This is a genomic window from Micromonospora sp. DSM 43699, from assembly GCF_055517075.1.
In genome coordinates, this window is sequence record NZ_JBTMMT010000012.1 from 37,357 (window position 1) to 63,675 (window position 26,319).

Sequence of the window (26,319 nt, forward strand, 5' to 3'; positions counted from 1 at the left end):
CTGTGACGCTACTTGCGTAGCCGGACGAAGCACCTGGTGCCTGGTGGCTATGCCGGTGGTGGAGGAGGGGAGAGCCAGGCGAGGGGTTGTCCGGTGAGGGCGGCGTCGGCGAGGCGGTGGGCGCTGGCGGTCTTCAGCGCCGCGCGTGAGCTGTCGATCCAGCGTTGGACGTTGTCGACGCCCTGGTGGCGGTATTCGACTGCCTGGACGAGGCATTCGAGTTTGTCGGCGTCCCGGGCGACGACGGCCTCCGGTGTCTCGCCCGCTTCATACTCGGCGACGGCGACGTTGATGAGGTCGGCGACGGCCGGCGGGCAGGCGGCGACCTGGTCGGCGGTGACGGTGGTGTTGGGTTCGGCGGTGAGGTAGCGCCTGGCGATGTGTGGGATGTCGGTGATCCGGGTTTCCTGGGTGTCGTGCAGAACGCACAGCATCGACACCCGGGCCGGGTCGGCACCTTCCATAGCAGCGAGCATCATCCCGATCAGCGCGGTCCGGAACGAGTGGTCGGCGATGGACTCGGGGTGCTTGATGCCGGCGAACCACCATCCGGTGCGGGCGGCGCGTTTGAGTACGCCGGCCTCGAAGATGAAGCTCATGGCTCCGGCGGCGTCGTGGTCGTCGTTCATCTGCCCGTCCCTGTGCCGGTGACTCCGTCTGCTCGCAGGCTGTAGACGATAGACGTTAGCTCCTGCCGGGACTGTGGAGAGACGCGGTCGCTGTCCAGGAGCCGGGTACTGCGGTTGAGGAGCATGCGGCCCTCGACGGGGTTGTCGAGGGTGAGACCATGTCGTACGGCGAGTAGAGCCCAGGTGTTGTGGACGTTGAGGTCGACGAAGGGGTGCGTTGGGTCGAGAGGCTGGACCAGGTGCCGAAAGAGGACCGAGCCGTGACGCTGACGCGCACGAGGCGGGGTTGCTGGTCGCGCGACAGCTTACTGGCCCGGGCCAGGTGAATCAATTAGCCGAAGTTCCCGCCGCGTTCATAGGGGACGCCTGCTTGAGATCCCTTTCCCGGAACGGGTGCAGCGGCTCTTGGGTCAGTCGTCCTCCTCAGGTAGTATGACGCTACGCCGCCTCGGCTGCTTGCGGGGCTTCTCTCGATCGATCCGGTAAAGCGAGGGTCGAACCCCGTAGCCGCGCAGCCTTTTGGCGAAGTCACGTAGGTTGACTTTGCTGAAGCTGGGAAGATCAAGGGGAAGATCTCGCTCCTTTGTGAATGCGATGGCATAGATTACGGATTCGGGTGCCAAGTTTGCTGCACTCTCGAAGCTTTGATCAATTCGCTTGACCGCCTCCTTGAAGTTGCGCCGATATTGATCATCGCCGCGAAGCAGCTGAACGGATACCAGGGCCTGGGCGAAAAGGTGGCTCAGCGTCTGACTTCCAGAGTACGGCTTCACGTGTATGAGGTGACCATCGCGGTGAAGTAGATCGCATGATTCAACTTCGTCACCATCTTCAGCTCGAATATCAACGGAGTCTAGAGTTATCAGATCTCCGTTTGCCTCGCTCGGAGCCCACGCATTATAGGCTGTCTCCGAGTTGAATCTGCTCGGCCAGACGGGAAGTGAGAACTCGCTGTCGATTACGCGAATTCTCCTTAGATCTTCATTGAGCTGCCGTGTGTAGTTTTCGGCCAGCGCAAACCAGCGTCCGAGCGTCAGGATAAAGCGCTTTTCCTTGTCCCCCGCCTCAAATACGATCCAGCTTCGTAAAGGCAAATGCGCACTCGTTGGATTGCCGTCTTCGTCGTAGGCAGCCAGCCTAACATCCTGAAGTGCTCGAACACCCAAGCGAACCGCCAGTCGGGAGAGGGCGGATCGGAGCCCTTCTAGGTCGATCGATGGGAGATCCTCCGATCGCTCCTTCTTGTACACCCGCACACGCGCCACGTTGCTGAGGTCAACCTCATCTGGAGCACAGAATTCCAGCAGGTACTCGTTTAGTTGTTGAAGTTCAGAGGAAAGCTCTACTGATGGTGCCGCTTTCGGCAAACCCGCGAACAGCTTTGACGCCAGCATCATATCGAGCTGTTTAGCGGTTTCGCTGCTAGCCTTCAGGGGTTCAAGTGAGTCGACGAACTCCAGTCCTTCTCGAACCGGACGCGTCTCAACTTCCCTTAGGATCATGGCTAGAACCTGCTGGACCTTAACGAGGTCTGTTTCCGTCTTGAACATCACCGCATCGCTGGCGATAACTGCATTGATTTCCTTGAACTCAAGACCAGTTGTCTCCAGTTCACCAGCGAGATGCCTCACAAACTCGCCATCAAAAGGAACATCTAGGTCCTTAATGTCAGATCCTAGTGGAACCTGGATCGATTGAGTTCTCCCCGCCGCATCAATTCGTCTACTACGGTAAGCGCGAACGGACTTCGGATTGACGCGTCTCGCGGCAAACCGGAGGCCAAAGTTTGCTTCGATTGCCGACCATTCCAGTGTGCTGCTCCCATATCCGAAGCAAGCTGCAAAATGGCGATCACCCACCGGAAGGAAGATTACTAGGCGATTGGAGGTGTTGAGGGCATTTCCAAGCTCAGGAAATACTTGCTTGAGGGCTTTTGCCCACGGTGGAATCTTCTCCGACTTTGCATGAAAATAGGCGACGACGCCGGGTGCGCTCGGGCTGGGGTCCAAGCGCGACATGCTCAATTTTCCGCCACCTCGACCATCTGGGTCAGACGGTCGATACTGTTGTCTAATAGCGGATTGGACATTCGGAATGTCTGCCTTTAGGAGGTAGCAACTAAACCGAAGCTTCGGCAGCACTTCAGGATTGACTGGATCTTCCAAGGCGCTCATCCACTGCTATTTACCAGGCAGGCGCCATTTTTTCTACCGTTCTGTCAAGAACTAGCCAGTCCTTGACAACAGGTTAGATCGACCTGACTCGACCGCTGTTCACGCAGGGCGGTATCGGAAGTTCCCGGCTGGGACAACCTCGGCAAACGCCGGGGCGCTGCAGCGCAACCAACCGAGTGACAACGGCACAGGCAGCAGCGAACATGTGCGAATGATGGGACTCTGGACTATAACGAGGTCGCATGTGTGCTCTGCCTGATCGGCACCTCATGATCATTCGTTCACCCCGAAGCGGTTAGCCCAGGTGCTGTCGACAGCACCCGGGACAGCAACAGGGCTGATCCGAGCAAGCCGAAGCCGGTCGAGGATCGATCAACGCCCGGCTTCGGGTGATGCGCGGGGGACAGCCCTCAACTAAACCCCCAGAACTTGCAGGGCGAGGGGCACTCGGCGCGCGACGAGTCGGGGTACCGTCCGACGAAGTGGCGGCCGGTTGAGGTCGCCTGGCCTCGTGAGCTTGGAGCGGCGCTATGGCCTCGTCCGTCGATCCGCGCTTCGGCGCAACTCTGCGGGAGTTTCGGCAGCGGCGAGGTTTGTCGCTTCGTCTCCTAGGACAGCTTGCCCATCGGAGCAAAAGTCATCTGCACGAGTTGGAGGCGGGGATCAAGGCTCCGACGATCGACACGGCGCGGCACCTGGACCGGGTTCTCGAAGCGGCGGGTGCGCTTGCTCGGTTGGCGGATGCGCCAGTCGACCATGCGGCCGAGGCCGGTGAGCTGCGGGCAAGAGTTGCCGCCAGTGATGTCAGCGGAGACGTGCTCGATCGGATTGAGCAGGGCGTTGACGATCTTGCCAGCTCATATCCGACGATGGCCCCGGCGGATCTGTTGCCGTTGGTGCGGCGGCATCTTTCCTACGTGGGGCGGCTGCTGGATGGACGGATGACGCTTGAACAGCAGCGGCGGTTGTTGGTGGCCGGTGGCTGGCTGGCGGTGCTGCGGGCGACGGTTCACGTCGACCTGCGGCAACGGACTGCTGCGGTCGCTCACCTGCGAGCTGCTCGTGATCTCGCCGAACATGCTGAGCATGGCGAGATCCAGGCGTGGTGTCTCGAAACCCGCGCCTGGGACGTGTTGACCCAGGGCGACTACCGGGCGGCACTCGATCTCTCCCGCCAGGCGCAGCGGATCGCCCCGAAGGGAAGTTCTGCCCGTATCCAGGCAACTGCTCAGGAGGCTCGGGCGTGGGCGCGGATCGGAGACGTCGGTGCGACCCGGCGTGCATTGGACCGGGTGGAACGGCTGACGGCGAATCTGCCCGTTCCTGAGCGGGCCGAGCACCACTATCGCTACGACCCGGCCAAGGCCGCCGCATACACGGCCACGACGTTGGCGTGGGCGGGTGACCCCAGCGCCGAGCAGGTGGCGCGGACGGTGCTGACCGAGTTGGACCCGTATGGCGACGGAGGAGCACGGCCCCGCCGGTCGGCGTCGGCCCGCCTCGACCTCGGTCTCGCCCTGGTCACGGCCGGCCAGCCGGACGAGGCGGTTGCGCTGGGGGCGCAGGCAGTGACGTCGGGACGGGTGGTGCCGTCGAACTGGTGGCGGGCTGCGGAGTTGCTGGCGAAAGTGGAACAGTCGGGAGTGCCGGAGGCGGCGACATTGCGTGACGCGTGCATGGAGTACGCACCCGGGAGGTAGTCACCAGCGGACAGCACACTCGGTTAGCGGACGCTCACCCTATGGATCGGCGGCGAGCCGGGCATAACGCTGGACCTCACTGAAGCCGGACGCGGGACGAGGCGCATCAGCAGGTGCCCTCCGCGTCCTGACGACGGAGGGTCGGCCACATGACGGTGAGTATGGGACTTCTACGGCGGATCGTCAGCCGGTGCTTCCCATCGTCGCCGTCGGCTGTTTCCGGCGTCGGGGAACGCATCCAGGCATTGGAGCGGGGGGCCGCTCGACGGCGGTTGTTGGACCTGGCGCGAGGCGCACCACAGCACCCGACCTGGGGCGGGATTGCCTTGTCAGCAAAGCGGCGCGTGTCGTACGACGAGTATCTGTCGGCCACTGCTCTGACCTTCGCGCACCGGCACCGGCCGATGTGGTGTTGGCGACGATGGCGGCACATCTGCCGGTGTGGAGCCGACCTGCCCTGCCATGCCCGGCACCGGCTTCCGATCGAGCGCGGCCACTGGCCCGGGGACAGTGAGCGGTGACCAGCCACGGCCCGGTGCTGCCGGTCTGGAGTTGCGGCGGATGCGACGGGCCCTGGCCGTGTCCGACCCGCCGGCAGGAGCTGCGCGCCGAGTACGCCGACGCGCCGGTGTCACTGGCCCTCTACCTCGGGGCCTACTTCGTCCAGGCGGCCGAGGACATGCCCTGGGCACCGGCCGGCCCCCTGCACCGCCGCTTCATCGGCTGGACCAGGCAGCCGGGAGCAGTACAGCAGCGACGTACCACGCCCGTGCCGGGCGAACCCGACCAGTAGGAGCGCCACCGTGCCGAAGGACCTCGGATGACACCCGATCCGGCCGGCCTGCCGACAGTTCACACACGGAATCGACCCCACGTAGGAGCGGCCCCATGCAGCACGAGTCTGTCGTCAACCCCTGGTCCGATCACGACACCCCGGCAGACAGCCCCGCTGCCGGGGCCGGAGAGCGGGGGCGCTCGTGATCTCCAATGTGCTGTCGGTCCTGTTCGGGGGGTTGGTGCCGGGCTTCCTGCTGGGGTTGCTCGCGTTCCGGGTCAAGTCCCGGTGGTGCCCCCGCTGCGGCGAGGCCACCCACACCATGCCGGTGCCGGGGCACGACCGGTGACCGGCCCAGGCCGCCAGCGCACCGGCACCGAGCCGCCGATCGGCCGGCGGATGGCCGAGTTACGGGCCCGCCGGGGCATGAGCCAACAGGTCTTCGCCGACCGGATCGGCAAGTCGAAGAGCTGGGTCGACAAGGTCGAACGGGGTGTGCGTACCCTCGATCGGCTGTCCGTCATCGAGACGGTGGCCGGGGCGCTCGGCGTCGCGCCGCAGCTCCTGCTCGGCGGTCGGCACCCGCCGGCACCGGTCACCGATGTCGGTGCCGCCGTGGAACGGGTCCGGGCCGCCCTGGCCCGGCACGACGCTCCGGCATCCGCCCCGGTCGGGGCGACGGTGCGGCAGCTCGGCGAACAGGCGGGCTACGCGTGGACGGCATACCGCAACGGGCAGCACCCCCAGGTGTTGCGGATGCTGCCCGACCTGCTCGTCGACAGCCGCCACGCCTGCCACGTCAGCCTGGTGGACCCGCCCGTGCTCGAACTGCTGGTGCGGGTCTACCGGCTCACCGCCCAGACACTGGTCAAGCTCGGCGACGCGCACCTGGCTTGGCTGGCCGCCGACCGGGCGATGATGGCCGCCACCCGTGGTGACCCGATGCGGATGGGTCTCGCGGCGGTGTCGCTCGCGCAGGTGCTCCGCGCGCTGCGGCGGGGCCGGCTGGCCACGAACGCCGCGCTCACCGCCGTACGCCAACTCGATCCGGCGGCGGCGGACGGCCACCCGCCGGCACGGGCCCTGACCGGGACGCTGCTCGTCGAGGCCGCCCTCGCCGCCGCCGGTCACGGCGATGCCGTCACCGCCCACGACCTGACCGAACGCGCCGCCCATCTCGCCGCCGACCACGAACGGTACGACCAGGACGGCGTGACGTTCGGCTCCGCCAGCGTCGACCTCGCCCGTGCCCTGACCGCGACCCGCCTCGGGGACCACCATCGAGCCGTCGCCCTGCACCGCCGGGCCACCGACCAGGAGGGTTGGCGGCGGCTCCCCGCCGAACACCGCGCCGCCCACCTCATCGACATCACCCGGGCCCACCTCGACCTCGGTGACCACGACGCCGCCGGACGGGCCCTGCTCGCCGCCGACCACATTGCCCCGGCCGAGACCCGCACCCGCCCCGCCGCCCGGGCCGCCCTGACCGCCGTGCTCCGCGCCGGCCCCACCCCGGCCGACGTCACCCGCCTCGCCGCCACCATCGGGTTGACCCGCCCCTGACGCCCATCGCCAGCCCTGAGCCCAGCGGCCGCGGCTACCGGACCTCCCGACCCGGTGGATCTCCTTGGGGACAGCACAATGACGGCATGAATCTTGCTAGGGTCCGCGCGGATGTCGCCGTGATCGACGATCTGTTGCGGGACATCGCCGAGCGCCCGGTCGACCTCAGCGATCCGAACTGGATGGCCGAGATCCGGCAAGCGCAGCCGCCGGTGGACGAAGCCGGGGTGGCGGCCGAGGCGTCTGCCGCGCTCGATGCGCTGTTGGATGCGTACGAGACCGGCGGAGCGCCGGCCCGTGCGGAGGTGCGCGACATCTTTCGGGCTCACCCGTCCTTCCGCTGGGCCGCCCACCTACCGGTGGCGTGGGATTCGGTCGGAGAGTTCCGCCGACGACTCGTCCATGTCTCCGCGATGGATCAAGCCGCCGATCCGCGCGACGAGCTGATGACGATCTGGGCGCTGTGCAACCGAGCCCGCGAATGTGGCATCGACGTCGAACCGGTGCTCCGCGAGGTGGCGAACCTGTCATCCGACGCGGATCTCTACGGGTTCGGCTCGATGCAGACGCTGATCATGCGAGGGCTGGAGGCACACGACCTCGGCTAGAAATCGCGGCAGGGAGCCTGCCACGGTGCCCCGACCAGGATTCGAACCTGGGCTCTCCGGTTTCGTAGACCGGCGCGCTGTCCGCTGCGCCACCGGGGCTCACGACCGACGCCCGGGGGCGTCGGCCGGTCTAACCCTTCACACAGATCACCTGCTTGAGGTGGGCCACCACCTCGACCAGGTCGTCCTGCTGCGCCATCACCTCGGTGATGTCCTTGTACGCGCCGGGGATCTCGTCGACCACCCCGGCGTCCTTGCGGCACTCCACCCCGGCGGTCTGCTGCGCCAGGTCGGCGGTGCTGAACGTCCGCTTCGCCTTCGTCCGCGACATCCGCCGCCCCGCGCCGTGCGAGGCCGAGCAGTACGCGTCCTGGTTCCCCCGCCCCCGCACGATGTACGAACCGGTGCCCATCGACCCCGGGATGATCCCCAGGTCCCCCCGACCGGCCCGGATCGCCCCCTTGCGGGTCACCAGCACGTCCACCCCGTCATAGCTCTCCTCCGCCACGTAGTTGTGGTGGCAGGAGATCGGCTCCCCGTAGCTGACCTGCGGGAACGCGTCCCGGACCACGCCGCAGAGCAGGGCCAGCATGACCGCCCGGTTGCGCCGCGCGTACTCCTGCGCCCACCACAGGTCCCGACGGTAGGCGTCCATCTCCGGGGTGCCGGCGAGGAACACCGCCAGGTCCCGGTCGGGCAGGTCGGCGTTGTGCGGCAGGGCGCGGGCCACCCCGATGTGCCGCTCCGCCAACTCCTTGCCGATGTTGCGGGAACCGGAGTGCAGCATCAGCCAGACCTGCCCGGCGTCCGGGCCGTCCTGCTCGACGCAGACCTCGATGAAGTGGTTGCCGCCGCCGAGGGTGCCCAGCTGGTGCCGGGCCCGGCTCTCCAGCTGCGCCACCTTCCGGTCCAGGGTGCCGAACCGGCCCCAGAAGTCGTCCCAGCCGCGCTGCTCCAGGCCCCGGACCCGCCGCGGGTCGACCGGGTCGTCCCGCTTGGCGAAGCCGACAGGCACGACCGCCTCGATCGCGGTACGCAGTGGTGCGAGGTTGTCGGGCAGGTCGGCGGCGGTGAGCGAGGTCCGGACCGCGCTCATCCCGCAGCCGATGTCCACCCCGACGGCGGCCGGCGAGACGGCCTGCCGCATCGCGATCACCGAGCCGACGGTGGCGCCCTTGCCGTAGTGCACGTCGGGCATCACGGCGACGCCCTGCACCCAGGGCAGCGCACCGATGTTGCGCAGCTGCTGGGCGGCCTGCGGCTCGATGCCGTACGGGTCGGTCCAGACCCGTACCGGGGCCTTCGTGCCCGGCAGCGGGGTGAATGCCATCGTGTTCTCCTCGTTCGTGGGAGCAGGGGTGACAGGATTCGCACCTGCGACCGTCGGGTTTGGAATCCGGTGCGCTACCCGTTGAGCTACACCCCTCGGCGGGTGTCGGGGTCGAAAAAGCCGCCCGGTCCCCTGGTGGGGTGGGCGGCTGCGCAGTCGCGCTGGCGCTATCCGCGCCGCCACCCCGATCGCCACCGACAACCCCGGGCTCGTTCGCCGGCTGGCAACAGCACACCGCCGCGCGGCTGGGACCGCGTGGTCTCGGTGCTGAGGTACGGCGACACGGTGTGCTCCCTGGTTGGTCGGTGTGGCGTTGCCGTTGAACCTAGGCGGACGCCAGCACCACCGCAAACGGATATCCACGTTCGCTCAGGTGGCGTTCCGGTTATCGAGGCCCGCATATCACGCAGAGCATGTCGAGCCAGGCGCTGCCGACGAGGGCGACCGGGTAGCGGGCCTCCCTGACCTGCCCGTCGGCGGTCTCGACGGAGAACCGCACCGGCAGCGGCTCCGCTGCGAACGGCTCCCCGCACTGGAACAGCACCACCACGCCGATCCAGCCGGTGCCACCGGGCCGGATCAGCCTCGTCCGGCCGAGATCGTGGACGAGCACGGTGGGGCTCTCCGCCCGGACCGACCGTACCGGCCCCGGCCACCACCCGGTACGGTCCAGGACCATGGCACTGATGCGTTGCGACTTCGACTCCGAGGCACTGGGGCTCAGCACCTCGATGACGGTGATCCTGCCGCAACGCGACCCGTCCCGGGTGGAGCTGCCCACGGGGACGGCCGACGCGGACCCGCCTGTGCTCTACCTGCTGCACGGCCTCAGCGACGACGACACCGCCTGGGTGCGCCAGACCGCGATCGAGCGCTACGTGTCATCGCTGGGCCTGGCCGTGGTGATGCCGCAGGTCGGGCGCAGCTTCTATTCCGACGAGAAGCACGGCAACCGGTACTGGACCTTCCTCACCGAGGAGCTGCCCCGGGTCTGCCGGTCGTTCTTCCGGCTCTCCGAGCGCCGGGAGGACACCTTCGTGGCCGGGCTGTCGATGGGCGGCTACGGCGCGGTGAAGTGGGCGCTACGGCAGCCGGAGCGGTTCGCCGCCGCAGCAAGCCTGTCGGGGGCGCTCAACGTCGCCCACCGCCGGCACCACCCGGACCGTCCGCTCGATCCGGACGTCTGGCACACCATCTGGGGGGACGCCCCGACCGCCGACCCCGACGACGACACCGTCGCGCTGGTGGGTCGGGCCGGGCCCGACACTCCCCCGCTCTACGTCGCCTGCGGCACCGAGGACTTCCTGTACGACGACAACGTGCGTTTCGTCGAGGCCGCCCGGGACCGGGGCGTGCCGGTGACCGTGGAGTTCTCCCCCGGCGACCACGACTGGCCGTACTGGGACGCGACGATCCGGGACGTGCTGGCCTGGCTGCCGCTGCGCACCCGGCCGCCGGCCGGCTGAGCGGCGGACACCTGCCGTGCCGTCAGCGGGGCGGCAGGGACGAGCGGGCCACCGGGAAGTCGAACCAGGTGTCCGGGTAGGGCTCGTCGGCGTACCGGTAGTGCCACCACTCCCGGTCGTAGTTGACGAAACCGCAGTCGGTCATCAGGCGCTTGAGCAGTTGCCTGTTGGTCCGGGCGGTGCCGGTGATCCGGGCGTCGGCGGTGTGCGCCAGCGGGTCGAAACAGTCGAAGCCGGTGCCCATGTCGATTGCCCCGTCGGCGAACCGCCTGTCGGCCGGATCGGTGCAGGCCACCAGCGGCTGTCCCGGGGCGTACGAGGAGCGGGGCAGGGCCGGGCGGGGCTCCAGGGTCAGGTCGAGGGTGCTGCCCCGGCTGTGCGCGGTGGGTGCACCGAGGTAGCCGTCGGCGAAGAGCCTCGACTTGGCCACCCGGGGATAGAACTCGGCCTTCATCTGCTGCCCGGCCGGGCCCTTCGCCCACCGGACGAACTCGTCGGCGGCACGCTGCGGGCGGTAGCAGTCGTAGACCCGTAGGCTCAACCCCCGGGCGCGGGCGGCGTCCTGCACCCGGCGTAGCGCCTCGGCGGCGGTACGGGTGAGCAGGCACAACGGCTCGTCGTAGCCGTCCACCGGGCGGCCGACGAAGTTGTGCGGGCCGGCGTACCGGATGTCGACGACGATGCTCGGGTCCACCTCGGACAGCAGCACCACGTCGGCCGGGGCACGGGGTCCGGTCGGGGTGGGCGTGGCGGCGTCCGCCAGCGGCGCGGGCTGCGGTGGCCGGTCACAGCCCGCCGCCGCGAGCACCACCGCGACGAGCAGCAACCGGACCAGCACCCACCGGCGGCGGTGCGCGCCGGGCCTCACCGCCGTCGGCGGATGTCGTGGGGTCGGTGGCGAAGGGCGAGCAGCAGCCCGGCGAGTCCGGCCACGACGGCGGCCAGGGAGACCGCGACCAGCGGACGTGACCAGGGGTGACCGGCCGGGTCGAGCCGGCTCGGACCACCGGCGGCGGCCAGCGGGGGCGGGGTGGCGGTGGCAGTGGCGGTCCCGGACGGGCCAGCGGTCAGCTCGCCCGGGTTGACCAGTCGGCCCACCGCCGCGCCCCGGGGCACCCCGAAGCCCCAGTCGAGCAGGGCCGCGCCCTGTTCCCAGCCCCGCTTGTCGACGACCTCCGCACCGAGCAGGGTGACCACCAGCCGCCGTCCGCCACGCTCGGCGGCCCCGACGTAGGTGTGCCGGGCCAGGTCGGTGAAACCGGTCTTCCCGCCCAGCGCCCCCGGGTAGCGGTAGAGCAGCTGGTTGTCGTTCTGGATCGGGAAGGCCTTCTCGCCGAGCGCCGGCTGGGCGGGGATCGTCGCCTCCCGGGTGGTGTCGTAGCGGCGGAAGGTGGCGTCGGCGAAGCAGGCGCGGGCGATCAGTGCCAGGTCGTACGCGCTGGTGAACTGGCCCGGCCCGTCCAGCCCGGACGGGGTCACCGCGTGGGTCTGCAACGCGCCGAGCTGCCGGGCGTGTGCGTTCATCGCCCGCAACCCGCCGGGCAGCCCGTCCGGGCCACCGCCGAGGCGGGCCAGCGCGTTCGCCGCCTCGTTGCCGGACTTGAGCAGCAGGCCCAGCCAGAGGGTCTCGATCCGGTACCGGCCGCCCTCGGCGAAACCCACGGCGGAGCTGCCGGGCTCGATGTCGAGGTCGCCGTCGGTGAGGGTGACCACCTGCTGGGGGTCGAGTTTCGGCAGCACGGTGGCGGCGAGCAGTAGCTTCTGCACGCTGGCCGGGGTGGCGTACTCGTGTGGTCCGCAGCCGCCGAGCACGTCGCCGCTGTCCAGGTCGGCGACCACCCAGGAGGCGGCCGGCACGGCGGGCGGTGCGGGCGTCCCGGCGGGGCGTACCAGCGCCTCGGTGGCCAGGGCCGGACCGCCGACCGCACGGGCGGTGGGATCCGCGCGCGGCGGCACCGGCCGGGGTGGCCGGGACGCCGCCGGCACGGCCGCGCACGGCCCGGTGATCACCGCACCGGGAGCGGCCACGGCACCGGGAGCGGCCACGGCACCGGGAGCGGCCACCGCACCGGCGGGCGCGCCGACCGGCGACAGCAGGAGGGCAGCGATGACAGCGGCGGTACGTCCCCGAACTCTCACGCTGACGAACGTAGTGATCCCGGGCCGGCCGCTCGGGCGATCCGGCGAATCACGCCCGGCCGCCCCCTGCGGGCCGGTAGGGTGCCGCCCCTGGCCCGGTCCACGCCGACCCACCACGCCGATGGTCGGTACGTGACCGCGTAGACGGTCGATACGTGACCGCCGGCCCACGTGACAGTGGCGGAAGGTGTCGACGACGGTCCACGCGGGTAGCGGAGAGGTAGGCACCGGTGAAGGAGGAGACCATGACCGACCCCCGTTACGCCCCGCTCGGCCTCGCGGCCAGTGGTGGCCTCGTCGACCTCGATGAGATCGACACCCGTCCCGTGGTGGGGGCGGACGACGCCCGCGCCGACGCCGCCCGGGCCGGCGCGGACGTGGACCTGTCCGAGGCGGACCGGGACGGTGACGGCGTGCCGGTCGGTGCGGCCGACGCGGACGCCGACCGGGCCCGGGCCGCAGACGAGGAGAGCTGACCGTCCGGGCGGGGCGATCGACCGCCCCGCCCGGACCGGCTCGGCGGCCTGCCGGATGTGATCCCGGCCGGCAGGCCGATGCTCCGCCGGCTCAGTGGCCCCGGATGGCGCGGTGGATCTGCACCGGGAGGGCCGGGGCGCCGTCGACCGGGGCCGGGTCCTCGGCGGTGGGTGCGATACCACCGGCGGCGATCCGGTCCAGGGTGGCCAGCCCGGCCGCGTCGATGCTGCCGAACACGGTGTAGTTGGGCCGCAGCGCCGAATCCGACTGGACCAGGAAGAACTGACTGCCGTTGGTGTCCGGCCCGGCGTTGGCCATGGCCAGGGTGCCCCGGGCGTAGAGCCGGCGTACCCCGGTGGGGTCGGTCGGCGCGGGCGGCAGGTCGGTGGGCAGTTCGTCACGGTAGCGGTAGCCCGGCCCGCCCTCGCCGGTGCCCGACGGGTCACCGCACTGGAGCACCTTGAGCGTCGGGTACGCGGTGAGCCGGTGACAGGGTGTCCAGTCGTAGAACCGGTGCCGGGCCAGGTGCAGGAAGCTCTGCGCGGTGCACGGGGCCTGCTCCCGGTCCAGGGTCAGCCCGATCGGGCCCTGGTTGGTGCGCAGGGTGACCCGGACCGTGCCGTGGTCCGGCGTCCGTCGCGGGTCCGGCGGTAGCGGGACCGGCCGGGCCGCCGGCTCGTCGGGCGTGGAGGTGTACGCGCACGGCCCCTTCGTGGTCCGGGCGGCGCTCGGCCCGTCGGCCGGCGCGGCGACGGCCGCGGTGCCACCGACGACGACCAGCGCGGCCGAGGCCAGCGCCGCCCCGACGAGGCGGGCCAGCCGGCCGTGGGCACGCGACCCGGCGGCGAACGGTCGGGGTTCACTCGACACTGTGGTCCTCCTGGACTCGTGGTACCGGAGAGACGGGTGGTACCGGAACGACCGGAGTCTATGGAGGGCGGACCCGGTTGTCGACGCCGGCCGATCCCGGGCGAGGCGGCACCGACGCGGGGCGACGGTCAGTCCCAGGCGACGCGTCGCCGGACCCGACGGCGGGCGCGACGTCGGCGGCCGACGGCGAGCAGGACGGCCAGCAACCCGACCAGTCCCGCAGCCCCGCCTACCACCGCCCCACCGAGCCGGTCCGGTGCGCCCACCGCCCGCCCGGCGGGAGTCGACGCGGCGGCCACCGGGGCGGACGCCGACGGTGCCGCGCTGGGGGTGGTCACCTCACCGGGGTCGACCAGCCGGCCCACCGAGGCGTCCCGGGGCAGTCCGAAGCCCCAGTCGAGCAGCCGCGCCCCCTGCTCCCAGCCGCGCACCGGGCGGGCCTCCGCACCGAGCAGGGTCACCACCAGCCGCCGGCCGTCGCGTTCGGCGGCACCGACGTAGGTGTGCCGGGCCAGCTCGGTGAAACCGGTCTTGCCGCCCAGCGCCCCGGGGTAACGGTAGATCAACTGGTTCTCGTTCTGGATCTGGAAGCCGGGCTTGCGCAGCGTCGGTTGGGCCGGGATCTGGGTCCGCTCGGTCAGCGCGTACCGGCGGAAGGTGGGGTCGGCGAAACAGACCCGGGCGATCAACGCCAGGTCGTACGCGCTGGTGAACTGGCCCGGCCCGTCCAGCCCGGACGGGGTCACCGCGTGGGTCTGCCACGCGCCGAGCCGACGGGCCTCGGCGTTCATCTCGCGTACCCCGGCCGATGCGTTACCCGCGCCGAGGCGGGCCAGCAGGTTGGCCGCGTCGTTGCCGGACTGGAGCAGCAGGCCGAGCCAGACGGTCTCGACCGGGTAGCGACCCCCGTCGAGCAGGCCGACCGCGGAGCTGCCCGGCTCGATGTCCAGATCCGGGCGGGTCACCGTGACCACCTGCTTCGGGTTCAGCTTCGGCAGCATGGTGGCGGCCAGCAGCAGCTTCTGCACGCTGGCCGGGGTGCCGTACTCGTGCGGGCCGCAGCCGCCGAGGACCGCCCCGGTGTCCAGGTCGGCGACCAGCCAGGAGGTCGCGGTGACCGGCGGCGGCGCGGGTGCGCCGGTCGGCACGGTCAGTCCGGGGGTGGCCAGCGCCTCCCCACCCACCACCTGCTGCGCGGGCACCGCCGGGGGCGGCACGGGGCGGGGTGGTCGGGTCACCTTCGGTGCCGGCAGCTTCGGGCACGGCACGACGGCTGCGCGGGCCGTCCCGGCGCGGGTGGGGACGCCCGCGCGGGCCGGGACGGGCGTCGCCCCCGCAGTGAGGAGTACGGCCGCGACAGCGGCGGCCAGGACCCGGGGTCTCATGGTGAGGCACCCTACCGATGCGGTACGCCGGATCCGCAGCCGCCGCGTCACCGGTCAGCACCGACGCGATCGACCCGTCGAGCACCCATCCATGCACCCTGAGTCCCCAGGTCGTGACGCAGGGATGATGAAATCGGTCTTTCCGCATCGACCACGGGACCGCTCCCAACCCCTCCGACCTGCTAATTTATCGGATTCACACGCAGCGTCACCAGTGGCTCACCGAACTTCTTGAACGATCTCCGCGCGGTCCCCGTATCCATCGCCGCAAGGACGGATCGGGGCGGTCGCCAGTGCCACGAACCTCCTTGACCCCAGCCACCGTCGGGACCCCGGACGCGACGATCGTCCACGGCCCGCCGGAGATCAGAGGAGAGGTACATGGCCAGGCCAATGCGGAAGAATTCCGTCCTCAAGCTCGGCGGAGTGGGCGCCCTGGCGGTGCTGCTCCTGGGTGGCGGTCTGCAGCTCGCCTCCGCTGCCGAGAACACCGGCAGCACCGCCGCGCAGACCGTGAACTGCCCCACCGTGCGGGACAAGTTGCCGGCGGTTCCGGCCGCGGCGGCCGCCGGGGTGGAGCGGGAACTGGCCAACCTGGACGAGGAGATCGCCCGGCAGAACGAGCGGCTGGCCAAGCAGGCGGCCAACCCGCAGGGCGGCGCGAACTTCATCAACAACGCCATCCTCGGCCCGCTGAAGAGCAAGCGCGTCGCGGTGCTCGACCGCATCGAGATCAACTTCAACCGGGTCGGCGCGCAGCGCCCCGACCTGGACAGCCTGGCCACCTGCGGGCTGAACGCCCCGGGCGTCGCCAGCGCGCTGAACAGCTCCGTCAAGGCCGGCAACGCCGGTAACGCCGGCACGGGCGCGAACACCACGGCCGGCGCGCAGACGGTGAACTGCCCGACGCCGCAGATCCCCGCCGTACCGGCCCAGGCCGCCGCGAACGTCCAGGCCGAACTGGCCAACCTGGACAAGCAGATCAGCGAGGCCAACGCCCGCCTCGCCCAACAGGCCGCCAACCCCCAGGGCGGCGCCAACTTCATCAACAACGCCATCCTCGGCCCACTGAAGGACAAGCGCCAGGCCGCCCTCGACCGCATCGAGATCGCCTTCAACCGCGTCGGCGCACAACGCCCCGACCTCGACAACTTCGCCACCTGCGGCCTCAACGGCGCGGGTGCCGGAAACGCGGGCGCGGGCAACGCCGGTGCCGGCAATGCGGGTGCCGGGAACGCGGGCGCGGGCAACGCGGGTGCCGGAAACGCCGGTGCGGGTGCCGCCCGGACGGTGAACTGCCCGACGCCGCAGATCCCCGCCGTGCCCGCCCAGGCCGCCGCGAACGTCCAGGCCGAACTGGCCAACCTCGACAAGCAGATCAACGAGGCCAACGCCCGCCTCGCCCAACAGGCCGCCAACCCCCAGGGCGGCGCCAACTTCATCAACAACGCCATCCTCGGCCCCCTCAAGGACAAGCGCCAGGCCGCCCTAGACCGCATCGAGATCGCCTTCAACCGCGTCGGCGCACAACGCCCCGACCTCGACAACTTCGCCACCTGCGGCCTGAACTGACCCCCTCGCCCACGGACGGCCCGGCGGATGATCCGCCGGGCCGTCCGGCTTTCCGGCCCGCCCGGTGCCCCTCGGTGGGCCGTCGGCTCAGTGACCCTCGGTGGGCCCGGTCTCGGCCAGGTAGTCGTACAGCGCGGCGGAGGCCCGCAGCCGGCGCAGGCTGCGGCGGTGCAGGTCCTGCTCCCGCCGGGCCAGCTCCGCCCGGACCCGGTCCGGCCGGCCGGTGCTGCGCAGTTCGGCGAGGACCGCGGTGATGATGTCGAACGGGTAGCCGCCCCGGCGCAGCAGCGCCACGACCTGCGCCGCCCGCCACTCGGCCACGTCGTACACCCGGTAGCCGGTGCCGCGTTGCCGGTGCGGGCGGAGCAGGCCACGTTGCTCCCACAGGCGCAGCTGCGAGGTGCGCACGCCGACCTGGGCGGCCACCACACCGATCCGGGCGTCCCGGCGGGGCACGGCCGCCGCAGGGCTGGCCAGCACCGTGGTGAAGGCGCCCAGCACCCGGGCGATCTCGGCCCGTTCACGGTCCAGCTCGGCATGCCCGGCGTCGAGCGCGGCGAGCGCCGTCGGCAGCTCACCCCGGTGCACGGCGGCCAGCACCTCCCGGGTACGCGACCAACCGTGCCCCTCGGCCATCAGGCGGGCCACCGCGAGGGCCCGGACGTGCCGCCCGGTGAACATCCGGTAGCCGCTCGGGGTGCGGTCGGCCGGTGGCAGCACCCCGTCGGCCAGATAGTTGCGCACCTGCTGGGTGGAGATCCCCGCGCTGGCCGCGACGTCGATCATCCGCCACCGCCGCTCCCCCACCCGCTCAGCTTACCGGTTGTCATGTGGTTTGAGACTTTCCGCCCAGCTCTCTCCCCACCAGCGCGGCGGCTGCCGGCAGAAGTCTCAACAGGATCATGAATGAGAAAATCGAAGGTATGGAGCAATCAGCGAAGTCCGCCGACCACCACGACGTGATCGAGGTACGGGGAGCCCGGGAGAACAACCTGACCGGGGTGTCCGTCGACATACCCAAGCGGCGGCTCACCGTCTTCACCGGGGTCTCCGGTTCGGGGAAGTCGTCCCTGGTGTTCGGCACCGTCGCCGCCGAGTCCCGCCGTCTGATCAACGAGACGTACAGTGCCTTCCTCCAGTCGTTCATGCCGAACCTGTCCCGGCCCGACGTCGACTCACTGCGGAACCTGACCCCGGCGATCGTGGTCGACCAGGAACGGATGGGGGCGAACTCCCGCTCCACAGTGGGCACCGCGACCGACGCGTACGCGATGCTGCGGATCCTGTTCAGCCGGCTCGGCGAGCCGCACGTCGGCGGGGCCGGGGCGTTCAGCTTCAACCTCGCCGAGGGCATGTGCCCGACCTGTGAGGGGCTGGGCCGGGTCTCCGACCTGGACGTGTCGGCGATGGTGGACGTGGAGCGCTCGCTCAACGACGGGGCGATCCTGGTGCCGAACTTCGCCGTGGACTCCTGGTACTGGCAGACCATCGTCGGGTCCGGCCTGTTCGACCCGGACGTCAAGCTCCAGGACTTCACCGCACAGCAGTGGGCGGACTTCCTGCACAAGCCGGCCACGAAGATCAAGGTGGGTGCCAACAACTGGACGTACGAGGGCCTGATGGTGAAGGTCCGCCGGCTCTACCTGACCAAGGACCGGGAGTCGATGCAGGCGCACATCCGCGCCTTCGTGGACCGGGCGGTCACCTTCACGACCTGCGCCGCCTGCGGCGGGGCCCGCCTCAACGAGGCGGCGTTGTCCTCGCGGATCGCCGGGCGCAGCATCGCGGAGTGCGCGGCCCTGCAGATCAGCGACCTGGCGCAGTTCGTCGGCGGGATCGACGCCCCGTCGGTGGCGCCGCTGGTGGCCGACCTGCGCGAGACCCTGGACTCGCTTGTGGAGATCGGGTTGGGCTATCTCAGCCTGGACCGGGAGTCCGGCACCCTCTCCGGCGGCGAGGCGCAGCGGGTCAAGATGGTCCGTCACCTCGGGTCCAGCCTCTCCGACGTGACGTACGTCTTCGACGAGCCGACGGTGGGGCTGCACCCGCACGACATCGCCCGGATGAACGACCTGCTGCTGCGCCTGCGCGACAAGGGCAACACGGTGCTGGTCGTGGAGCACAAACCGGAGACCGTCGCGATCGCCGACCACGTGGTCGACCTCGGCCCGGGTGCCGGGTCGGCCGGCGGCCGGATCTGCTACACCGGAGACGTGGCCGGGCTGCGCCGCTCCGACACGCTCACCGGTCGGCACCTCGACCACCGGGTCACCCTGCGGACAGCCGTCCGCCGGCCCACCGGTCACCTGTCGATCCGCGGTGCCGACCTGCACAACCTGCGCGACGTCGACGTCGACCTGCCGCTGGGGGTGCTGACCGTGGTCACCGGGGTGGCGGGCTCGGGCAAGAGTTCGCTGATCCACGGCTCGCTGCCCCGTCGGGACGGGGTCGTGGTGGTCGACCAGGCCGCCATCCGGGGCTCCCGGCGCAGCAACCCGGCGACCTGGACCGGCCTGCTCGACCCGATCCGTACCGCGTTCGCCCGCGCCAACGGGGTGAAGGCGGCGCTGTTCAGCGCCAACTCCGAGGGCGCCTGCCCGACCTGCAAGGGGATCGGGCTGGTCTACACCGACCTGGCGACGATGGCCGCCGTCGCCACCGTCTGCGAGGCGTGCGAGGGGCGGCGCTACACCCCCGAGGTGCTGAGGTACACGCTGCGCGGCCGGAACATCAGCGAGGTGCTCGGCATGTCGGTCACCGAAGCCCGGGACTTCTTCCCGTCCGGGCCGCCCCGGGTGGTGCTGGACCGGCTGGCCGAGGTCGGTCTCGGCTACCTGACCCTGGGGCAGCCACTCACCACGCTCTCCGGCGGGGAACGCCAACGGCTCAAACTCGCCGTACACATGGCCGAGAAGGCCGCCACCTACGTGCTGGACGAGCCGACCACCGGCCTGCACCTGGCCGACGTGGACCAACTGCTGGCGCTGCTGGACCGGCTGGTCGACGCGGGCAACACGGTGGTCGTCATCGAGCACCACCAGGCGGTGATGGCGCACGCGGACTGGATCGTCGACCTGGGCCCCGGCGCCGGGCACGACGGTGGCCGGGTCGTCTTCACCGGCACCCCCGCCGACCTGGTCGCGCACGCCGACACAGTGACCGCCCGCCACCTGCGCGAGTACGTCGCACCCCGGTAACCGACAGGTCGCGCAGCTCGGCCCGGCATGGCGGCGGCGTCGGTCGTCATCGCCCCGGCCGGCAGGCGGGACCGGTCGCGCGGGACCGGCAGGCGGGACCGGTCGCGCGGGACCGGCAGGCGGGACCGGTCGCGCGGGACCGGCAGGCGGGACCGGTCGCGCGGGTCTGGGCGAGAGCGGTCAGCGGTCCGGGAGCCGCCGCAGCCAGACGCGCTGCCAGGGGGTCTCCACGGCCTTCGGGTGGTAGCGGTCGCGGACCCAGCCCACCGCCTGCCGGGCCGGCAGCCCGTCGAGGATCGCCAGGGCGGCGAGGGCGGTGCCGGTCCGGCCGATCCCGCCCCGGCAGGCCACCTCCACCCGACCACCGTCGTGCGCGCGGCGCAGTGCCTCGCGGAGCGCGTCCAGGGCGTCCGCGCGGTCGAGGGGCAGCCAGAAGTCGGGCCACCGGATCTGCCGGTAGGGCCAGGCCGGGGCCGGGCCGGGTGCCAGGATCAGGGCGAAGTCGGCGGGCGACACCACGTCGGCCACCCGTCGCCCGCGCACGGTCGCACCGCTGGGCAGGGTGACCACGCCGGTCGAACTGGACCAGTCCACACCCTGAATTCTGCCCCGTACGGACACAGCGCGCCGCCCCCGACCCTGGTGGGTCGGGGGCGGCGCGTGTCGATGTGCGGGTCGCCTCTCGGCGCGTGGCGCGACGCGGCTCCAGCCGAACGGAACTCCGCGACGGCATTTCAGGTGAGGCCCGGGGACACCGAACACACCGACACCCTGCACAACGCGGGGCCCCTCGCGCTCCTTCCCCGCCCTGCAGTGACCCCCGTCACTCTCCTCTGTCCGCCTGGCCCGCCGGCATCGGGTTGGCCGAGACAGCCGCCCGCGCCGGCTACGACCACGGGGCTGTGGATGAGGATCACCGAGGCGACGCGGGCCTGTGTGGAGAGTTGTGGTGCCGGGGGCAGGCCGGGGGCAGCAACAACTCTCCACGATCCCTTGCCGCTCCCGCCGGCCTGCCGGTCAGCCGGCGCGGCGACCTGCCGATCTGCCGGCGGTCGGTGCACATACCGTTGGCCGGCACCCCGGGCGGGGTGCCGGCCAACGGCGTCATGTGCGGGTGCGGGTGGGTCAGCTGTTCCAGTGCTGGCCGACGAGGTCGGCGGCCTGCTGCTCCCACTGGGCGTAGTGGTCGGGGTAGGCCGAGACCTGGACGGTCTGGGCGGCCTTGGTCAGCGGCATGTCCTGCCAGCCGTCGACCTGCTTGAGGCCCTTGAGGAACGCGGTGGTGGCGTACTCGGGGTCGGTGATCTGCTCGACCGTGCCCCAGCCGGACGACGGGCGCTGCTGGAACAGGCCCTGCGAGTCGTGGTCGTTGCGGTCGCCCAGGTGGCCCAGGTTCTCCAGCTTGGACTCCTGGAGGGCGGTGGCGATGGAGATGACCGCGGCCCGCTCGTCCAGGCCCGACTTCTTGGTCGCGGCGATGATCGCCCTGACGTTGGCGGTCTGCTCGTCGTCCAGGTCGATGCGGGACTGGTCGCCCTGCACACCGTGCGGGATCAGCCTGCCCTTGTCCACCGCCGGCTTGTCGGCCTGGACGGTCACGGCGACCGGGCGGGTGTCGGTGGTGGCGTGGGCGTGGGTGGCGGGGCCGGCGAGGATGCCGCCGGTGAAGGCGAGGCCGGCGATACCGAGAGCGGTCTTGCGCAGGATGGTGGTGTTCATGGGGGTAGCTCCTTCGGAGGGTTGACGCCCTGGCCGACCAGGGGGTCGGGTGCCCGTCGGGGGACGGCTCGCAGGGCGTGGGCACCACGTCGGGCGCTCATGCGGGGAAAGAAACTCAGGGGTCTCCGGCGGGGCTTGCCGCTGGCGGGACTCGCCGCTGGGCGGGGGTGCCACTCGGGCCGGGGTCAGGTGTAACGACCGGCGTCCCGGGGCCATTCCCCGGAGGTGCAGACCGCGTCCCGGGCGCGCGAGCGGGGGCTCGCGGCACCGGACGCCGGGGCACCGGACCAGGTGTAACGACTGACGGGGGCAGAACGGACGCGGCGGACGATCGACGCGCGCCCACCGACACCGCACCCACCCATCGGGTGCCGAAGGCGTCACGGGGTGATCCGGGACTCGACCTTCGCCGCGCAGGCGGTCACCACCGACCGGGCGTCCAGGCCCAGACTCTCGATGGCGACCAAGGCGGTGAAGACCACGTCGGCCAGCTCGGCCGCCACCTCTTCGTGACTGTGCGTCACGCCCTTGCGGGGGTTCTGGCCCAGCACACCGATCCACGCACCGGCCGCCTCGCCGGCCTCCTCGGTGAGCTTCAGGATTCGGCAGGTAAGCTCGCCCTGGTCGGTGCCGTTGGCGGCGTCCAGCCAGGCGCGGGCGGACCGGGCAGCGCTCCAGATCAACTCGTCCACTCCTCCAGTGAACCGGACAGGGGTGACGATCCGTATCCGGGGGCGGTCGGTGGCGCACACCGACGACGGTGTGGTGCCGAGGCCGCACCGCGACGGGAAGGGACGTGACCGCAATGGCGGAGGCCGCCGAGTCGGTGTTCACCCGCGTGGTCGGTCGGAACCCGGGTGAGCCGGAGTTCCACCAGGCGGTACGGGAGGTGCTGGAGAGCATCGGCCCGGCCCTCGCCCGCCACCCCGAGTACGGGCACGCCCACATCCTCGAACGGATCTGCGAGCCGGAACGGCAGATCATCTTCCGGGTGCCCTGGGAGGACGACCACGGGCGGGTCCGGGTCAACCGGGGTTTCCGGGTGGAGTTCAACAGCGCGCTCGGCCCGTTCAAGGGCGGCCTGCGCTTCCACCCGTCGGTCTATCTGGGGATCGTCAAGTTCCTCGGTTTCGAGCAGATCTTCAAGAACGCGCTGACCGGGCTGCCGATCGGCGGTGGCAAGGGTGGCGCGGACTTCGACCCGAAGGGCCGCTCGGACCGCGAGGTGATGCGGTTCTGCCAGAGTTTCATGACCGAGTTGTACCGGCACATCGGCGAACAGACCGACGTGCCGGCCGGCGACATCGGCGTCGGCAGCCGGGAGATCGGCTACCTGTTCGGCCAGTACAAACGAATCACCAACCGGTACGAGTCGGGCGTGCTGACCGGCAAGGGCCTGTCGTACGGGGGTGCACAGGCGCGCACCGAGGCGACCGGGTACGGGGCGGTGTTCTTCGCCGAGGAGATGCTGAAGCAGGCCGGGGCCACCCTGGACGGCAAGCGGGTGGTGGTCTCCGGTTCCGGCAACGTGGCGACGTACGCGATCGAGAAGGTGCACCAGCTCGGTGGCACGGTGGTGGCCTGCTCCGACTCCGCCGGGTACGTGCTCGACGAGAAGGGCATCAACCTGGAGCTGCTTCGGGAGCTGAAGGAGACCCGCCGGGCCCGCCTCGACGACTACGTGCGGCACGTGCCGCACGCGGTGGCGGTCAGCGACCGTACCGTCTGGGAGGTGCCCTGTGACCTGGCCCTGCCGTGTGCGACGCAGAACGAGATCGGCGGCGCGGAGGCCGCGGCGCTGGTCGCCGGCGGCTGTGTCGCGGTGGTCGAGGGGGCGAACATGCCGACCACCCCGGAGGCGGTCCGCATCCTCGGCAGGGCCGGGGTGAAGTTCGCGCCGGGCAAGGCGGCCAACGCCGGTGGGGTGGCGGTGAGCGCGTTGGAGATGCAGCAGAACGCCAGCCGGGACTCGTGGACGTTCGCCCATTCGGAGCAGCGGCTGCGGGAGACGATGCGGGACATCCACGCCCGCTGCTGGTCCACCGCCGAGGAGTACGGCCTACCGGGCGACTACGTGGCGGGGGCGAACATCAACGGCTTCCGCCGGGTGGCCGAGGCGATGCTGGCGCACGGGTTGGTGTGACCGACCGGACCACTGCGGCCCGCCGACGGCGGGCACCCACCGGCCTGGGCGCACGGCAGGTGCCCGCCGGACCGATGGTCCGACGGGCACCTGTGCGTACCGGTGTGATCCGGATCAGCGGGTCATGCCGAACCGGTGGCGACGCCGCCAGCCGAAGGCGGTGAGCATCAGCACCACACCGGCGCCGACCAGCCCGCCGCCGACCTTCAGCGGCGTGCCCAGGTTGTCACCGGTCACCGGCAGGTGCGGGTGCGGCTTCTTCTTCGGCAGCACTGTGATCGTCGTGCTGGCCGTACGGCCCGAGGTGCGCCCGGTCGCGGTGAAGGTGAGCCGCCCGATGTCGCTCGGCCGGTAGCTCACGGTGAAGTTACCGTTCGCGTCGGTCTGCGCCGTGAAGTGCCGCGGCGCGGGCTGCGGCTGCGAATAGTCGACCTTCACCATGGCGACGGTGGTGCCGTCGCTGCGCCGGGCCGGCGCCTGCCCCGGAACGGCCGCGGCGAGGGGCGCCACGGTGACGTCGATGTCGACGATCTCGTTCGGTCCGAAGCCGGTGCCGGTGAGGACCACCGTCTCGCCGATGACGATCGTCGTCGGGTTGGCCGTCAGCGACGGCGTGGTGGGTGGATAGTCCGGTGGCGGCTGCGGGGTGCTGGTGGTGGCGGGTGGCTGCGGCTGAGCAGCCCCCGCGGCGGTCGGCACGGCCACGATGGCCAGACCGACCGTCAGCGCCGTGAGAATGCGGGATAGCCGCATGATGGTCTCCTCCTACTGTTTGCAGCTAGGTGCGGGAACTACTTGGGTGGTCCATGGGGTGGCGGTCGGTGTGTGCCAGAGTTCGGGGGTGCCGGTGGTGTTCCTGCCGGTCAGCAGGTCCACGTCGAGGGTTCGGGTGGCACCGGGGGCGACGTCGACGGTGGCGATGACGACCTGCCGACGACGCTCGATCCCGCTGCCCAGCGGGGTCGGTTTCCCGTCCAGCCGGGCACCGAGCACCGTCCCGCCGGCCGGGCTGTAGATGGAGATCAGGGTCCGGGCGGTGTACGGATCGCCCGCCTTGCCGAGGCCGAGCACCGACTTGGTGAGACCCGAGTCGGGGGCCGAGGAGTGCAGGGTGAACCGCAGCCGGAGCTGCCGCCGCCCCTCGTCGGCGCAGTCGCCGACGGTGAGGGCCGCCGTCGGCCGCAGGTAGTAGCCGAGCTTGGCGCCGCTGCCGTCGTTGAGGAAGACCCCGACGGTCGGTGCGGACTCCTGTTCAGGGAGCGCACCGGCGAGCCGGGTGTCGGCGAACGTCCGCTGTTCCGTGGATCGGGCACTCCAGAACAGTATCCGCCTTTCCGTGATGGAGCGGTCTAAAGCCGACAAAAGCACTCTTGGGTTGACCTTCTTCGTGAGGAAGGCGTCGAAGACGGCGGACGCGGACGCGGCGAAGAAGGCGTCCTGCCCGTTGTCGTCCCGCCCCTGGTAGGCGTCGCTGAGCAGGGTGCGCACCACCTGGCTGCTGACCAGGGTGGCGTCGCCCGGCACCGGCACCGGCCCGGTGGCCTGGAGCAGATAGGACAGCATCACCGGGTCGACCGTCAGGACCCCGTCGACGGTCACGCCGCTGTGCCGTCGGTACATCTCCCGGTAGAGCTTCGCCGCGGTCGGGAAGTTCGGCGTGAGGTTGACGTCGGCCGGATAGATGCCCGGCAGGTCGGTGTAGATCCGGCGCACCTCGTCGTCCACCCGCAGCGCCGGGGTGAAGCGGCCGAACTGGGCGCTGGTGCCCTGCTCGCGCATCCGGATCCGCCCGTCGTCGGCGTGGATCACCGCGTACGCGCCGAACATGCCACCGGTGGCGCGCAGTTCGGCGAGGTTCTGCGACAGCAGCAGGTAACTGCGCGGCCCGTCCGCCCCGAGCAGGGCGGGCAGCACCCGGGCGCCCCGGTCGGCCGCCCCGGTCAGTCCGGCCAGCCGGTCGATCTCCGTACGCAGCTCCGCCAACGCCGTGCCGAGCTGACTGACCAGGTCGTCGGCGGGCACCGCGTCGAGGCCGGCCCGGGACCTGCGGACGGCGGCGTCCGCCGCGGTCAGGTCCGCCGAGGCGGCCCGCAACCGGGCCAGGTCCAGCCGCCCCTCGGTCGGCACCAGCGTGGTCAGGTCGGTGCGCAGCAACGCCGGGAACGCCTGTCGGGCCAGGTCGTCGATGGCCACCGCGATGGTGCGTACGGCCGCCACGTCGTCGCCGGCGTACGGGGCGTGGCGGGCGAGCCCCCAACCGGGATCACTGGTGGCGGTCCGGGCCGCACCGGCCTGTTCCTGCAACGCCGCCAGCGTGCGCTGGGCACGGTCGAGGTCACCGCCGAGCACCTGGGTGCTCAGCTCCCGGGCGAGCCCGGCCGCGTTGACCAGGTGGGCATGCGCCTGCCAACCGCGGAACCCCACCCAGCCGACCGCGCCGAACAGCACCGCACCGACGACCAACCCGATCAACAGGGCCCGCCGGATTCGCCGCCGGGTCCGCCGCCGCAGTCTTCGTCGGCCGCTGCGCGATCCACCGCTCTCCGCCACGCCGTACTCCGCTCTCGCCTCG

24 protein-coding genes, 1 tRNA gene and 1 pseudogene are annotated in these 26,319 nt (G+C 70.9%); 10 read left to right on the forward strand and 16 right to left on the reverse strand.

The features are described 5' to 3' along the window. Positions 1–47: 47 nt before the first annotated feature. From AC0AIB_RS08915 to AC0AIB_RS08925, 3 genes and pseudogenes are all read right to left on the reverse strand, one after another. The gene (locus AC0AIB_RS08915) at positions 48–629 is read right to left on the reverse strand and encodes an HD domain-containing protein (RefSeq protein ID WP_465096392.1); all 582 of its coding nucleotides are present in this window, start codon (positions 627–629) and stop codon (positions 48–50) included. Beyond that, positions 626–892: pseudogene (locus AC0AIB_RS08920) on the reverse strand (transcriptional regulator); the annotation flags it as partial. The gene AC0AIB_RS08915 and the pseudogene AC0AIB_RS08920, both read right to left, overlap by 4 nt. 147 nt (positions 893–1,039) lie before the next feature. Further along, positions 1,040–2,803: a DUF6119 family protein gene (locus AC0AIB_RS08925; RefSeq protein ID WP_465096393.1), complete on the reverse strand. Its 1,764-nt coding sequence runs from the start codon at positions 2,801–2,803 to the stop codon at positions 1,040–1,042. Positions 2,804–3,333: 530 nt separating this feature from the next. Between AC0AIB_RS08925 and AC0AIB_RS08930 the strand changes: the two genes are divergently transcribed. From AC0AIB_RS08930 to AC0AIB_RS08950, 5 genes are all read left to right on the forward strand, one after another. Beyond that, the gene (locus AC0AIB_RS08930; RefSeq protein WP_465096394.1) at positions 3,334–4,503 is read left to right on the forward strand and encodes a helix-turn-helix domain-containing protein; all 1,170 of its coding nucleotides are present in this window, start codon (positions 3,334–3,336) and stop codon (positions 4,501–4,503) included. 517 nt (positions 4,504–5,020) lie between these two features. Continuing rightward, a complete protein-coding gene (locus AC0AIB_RS08935; protein ID WP_465096395.1) occupies positions 5,021–5,296 on the forward strand; it encodes a hypothetical protein in 276 nt (91 codons plus the stop codon). Between the two features lie 184 nt (positions 5,297–5,480). Further along, on the forward strand, positions 5,481–5,627 hold the full coding sequence (locus AC0AIB_RS08940) for a hypothetical protein (protein WP_465096396.1): 147 nt from the start codon (positions 5,481–5,483) through the stop codon (positions 5,625–5,627). Beyond that, the gene (locus AC0AIB_RS08945) at positions 5,624–6,841 is read left to right on the forward strand and encodes a helix-turn-helix domain-containing protein (RefSeq protein ID WP_465096397.1); all 1,218 of its coding nucleotides are present in this window, start codon (positions 5,624–5,626) and stop codon (positions 6,839–6,841) included. Before AC0AIB_RS08940 ends, AC0AIB_RS08945 begins: the two co-directional genes overlap by 4 nt. Positions 6,842–6,960: 119 nt before the next feature. Next, positions 6,961–7,449, forward strand: a complete 489-nt coding sequence (locus tag AC0AIB_RS08950; RefSeq protein WP_465096398.1) for a hypothetical protein — start codon at positions 6,961–6,963, stop codon at positions 7,447–7,449. 26 nt (positions 7,450–7,475) lie between these two features. On the opposite strand, the gene AC0AIB_RS08955 is transcribed toward AC0AIB_RS08950, so the two are convergent. The 3 genes from AC0AIB_RS08955 to AC0AIB_RS08965 all read right to left on the reverse strand — a co-directional run bounded on the left by AC0AIB_RS08955 (position 7,476) and on the right by AC0AIB_RS08965 (position 9,458). Continuing rightward, positions 7,476–7,548 (reverse strand) — tRNA-Arg (locus tag AC0AIB_RS08955). A gap of 31 nt (positions 7,549–7,579) precedes the next feature. Further along, positions 7,580–8,779: an RtcB family protein gene (locus tag AC0AIB_RS08960; protein ID WP_465096399.1), complete on the reverse strand. Its 1,200-nt coding sequence runs from the start codon at positions 8,777–8,779 to the stop codon at positions 7,580–7,582. Between the two features lie 385 nt (positions 8,780–9,164). Next, positions 9,165–9,458 carry a hypothetical protein gene (locus AC0AIB_RS08965; RefSeq protein WP_465096400.1) on the reverse strand — a complete coding sequence of 98 codons (294 nt, stop codon included), beginning with the start codon at positions 9,456–9,458 and terminating at the stop codon, positions 9,165–9,167. Here AC0AIB_RS08965 and AC0AIB_RS08970 point away from each other — a divergent pair. Further along, entirely contained in the window at positions 9,457–10,245 is a 789-nt protein-coding gene (locus tag AC0AIB_RS08970; protein WP_465096401.1) for an alpha/beta hydrolase, read from the forward strand. The two genes, AC0AIB_RS08965 and AC0AIB_RS08970, sit on opposite strands and share 2 nt — an antisense overlap. Before the next feature lie 22 nt (positions 10,246–10,267). Here AC0AIB_RS08970 and AC0AIB_RS08975 read toward each other — a convergent pair whose 3' ends face one another. Together AC0AIB_RS08975 and AC0AIB_RS08980 are read right to left on the reverse strand one after the other, a co-directional pair. Further along, complete coding sequence (locus AC0AIB_RS08975; RefSeq protein WP_465096402.1) at positions 10,268–11,113, reverse strand: M15 family metallopeptidase; 846 nt, start codon at positions 11,111–11,113, stop codon at positions 10,268–10,270. After that, positions 11,110–12,384, reverse strand: a complete 1,275-nt coding sequence (locus AC0AIB_RS08980) for a D-alanyl-D-alanine carboxypeptidase family protein (protein WP_328347355.1) — start codon at positions 12,382–12,384, stop codon at positions 11,110–11,112. The genes AC0AIB_RS08975 and AC0AIB_RS08980 overlap by 4 nt, the downstream gene beginning before the upstream one ends. A 245-nt stretch (positions 12,385–12,629) precedes the next feature. Between AC0AIB_RS08980 and AC0AIB_RS08985 the strand changes: the two genes are divergently transcribed. Then, a complete protein-coding gene (locus AC0AIB_RS08985) occupies positions 12,630–12,860 on the forward strand; it encodes a hypothetical protein (protein WP_328347357.1) in 231 nt (76 codons plus the stop codon). 91 nt (positions 12,861–12,951) lie between these two features. Here the strand turns inward: AC0AIB_RS08985 and AC0AIB_RS08990 are convergent, their stop codons facing one another. Continuing rightward, entirely contained in the window at positions 12,952–13,731 is a 780-nt protein-coding gene (locus tag AC0AIB_RS08990) for a peptidylprolyl isomerase (protein ID WP_465096403.1), read from the reverse strand. Between the two features lie 128 nt (positions 13,732–13,859). Then, entirely contained in the window at positions 13,860–15,116 is a 1,257-nt protein-coding gene (locus AC0AIB_RS08995) for a D-alanyl-D-alanine carboxypeptidase family protein (RefSeq protein WP_328347359.1), read from the reverse strand. A gap of 381 nt (positions 15,117–15,497) precedes the next feature. Here AC0AIB_RS08995 and AC0AIB_RS09000 point away from each other — a divergent pair, with 381 nt between their 5' ends. Then, positions 15,498–16,688 (forward strand): hypothetical protein, encoded by a 1,191-nt coding sequence (locus AC0AIB_RS09000; RefSeq protein WP_465096404.1) that lies wholly within the window; start codon positions 15,498–15,500, stop codon positions 16,686–16,688. Positions 16,689–16,775: 87 nt separating this feature from the next. Here the strand turns inward: AC0AIB_RS09000 and AC0AIB_RS09005 are convergent, their stop codons facing one another. Continuing rightward, on the reverse strand, positions 16,776–17,495 hold the full coding sequence (locus AC0AIB_RS09005) for a MerR family transcriptional regulator (RefSeq protein WP_328347363.1): 720 nt from the start codon (positions 17,493–17,495) through the stop codon (positions 16,776–16,778). A gap of 116 nt (positions 17,496–17,611) precedes the next feature. On the opposite strand from AC0AIB_RS09005, the gene AC0AIB_RS09010 reads away from it, so the two are divergent. Beyond that, positions 17,612–19,885: an excinuclease ABC subunit UvrA gene (locus tag AC0AIB_RS09010; protein WP_328347365.1), complete on the forward strand. Its 2,274-nt coding sequence runs from the start codon at positions 17,612–17,614 to the stop codon at positions 19,883–19,885. 180 nt (positions 19,886–20,065) lie between these two features. On the opposite strand, the gene AC0AIB_RS09015 is transcribed toward AC0AIB_RS09010, so the two are convergent. From AC0AIB_RS09015 to AC0AIB_RS09025, 3 genes are all read right to left on the reverse strand, one after another. Then, a complete protein-coding gene (locus tag AC0AIB_RS09015; protein WP_328347367.1) occupies positions 20,066–20,479 on the reverse strand; it encodes a protein-tyrosine phosphatase family protein in 414 nt (137 codons plus the stop codon). Positions 20,480–21,010: 531 nt separating this feature from the next. Further along, positions 21,011–21,604 (reverse strand): hypothetical protein, encoded by a 594-nt coding sequence (locus tag AC0AIB_RS09020; protein WP_465096405.1) that lies wholly within the window; start codon positions 21,602–21,604, stop codon positions 21,011–21,013. Positions 21,605–21,984: 380 nt separating this feature from the next. After that, on the reverse strand, positions 21,985–22,296 hold the full coding sequence (locus tag AC0AIB_RS09025; RefSeq protein ID WP_328347371.1) for a MazG-like family protein: 312 nt from the start codon (positions 22,294–22,296) through the stop codon (positions 21,985–21,987). Between the two features lie 113 nt (positions 22,297–22,409). Here AC0AIB_RS09025 and gdhA point away from each other — a divergent pair, with 113 nt between their 5' ends. Next, the gene (gene gdhA, locus AC0AIB_RS09030; protein WP_328348800.1) at positions 22,410–23,747 is read left to right on the forward strand and encodes an NADP-specific glutamate dehydrogenase; all 1,338 of its coding nucleotides are present in this window, start codon (positions 22,410–22,412) and stop codon (positions 23,745–23,747) included. 114 nt (positions 23,748–23,861) lie between these two features. Here the strand turns inward: gdhA and AC0AIB_RS09035 are convergent, their stop codons facing one another. Further along, complete coding sequence (locus AC0AIB_RS09035; protein WP_328347373.1) at positions 23,862–24,500, reverse strand: hypothetical protein; 639 nt, start codon at positions 24,498–24,500, stop codon at positions 23,862–23,864. 12 nt (positions 24,501–24,512) lie between these two features. After that, positions 24,513–26,297 (reverse strand): DUF4012 domain-containing protein, encoded by a 1,785-nt coding sequence (locus AC0AIB_RS09040; RefSeq protein ID WP_465096406.1) that lies wholly within the window; start codon positions 26,295–26,297, stop codon positions 24,513–24,515. Positions 26,298–26,319 lie beyond the last annotated feature (22 nt).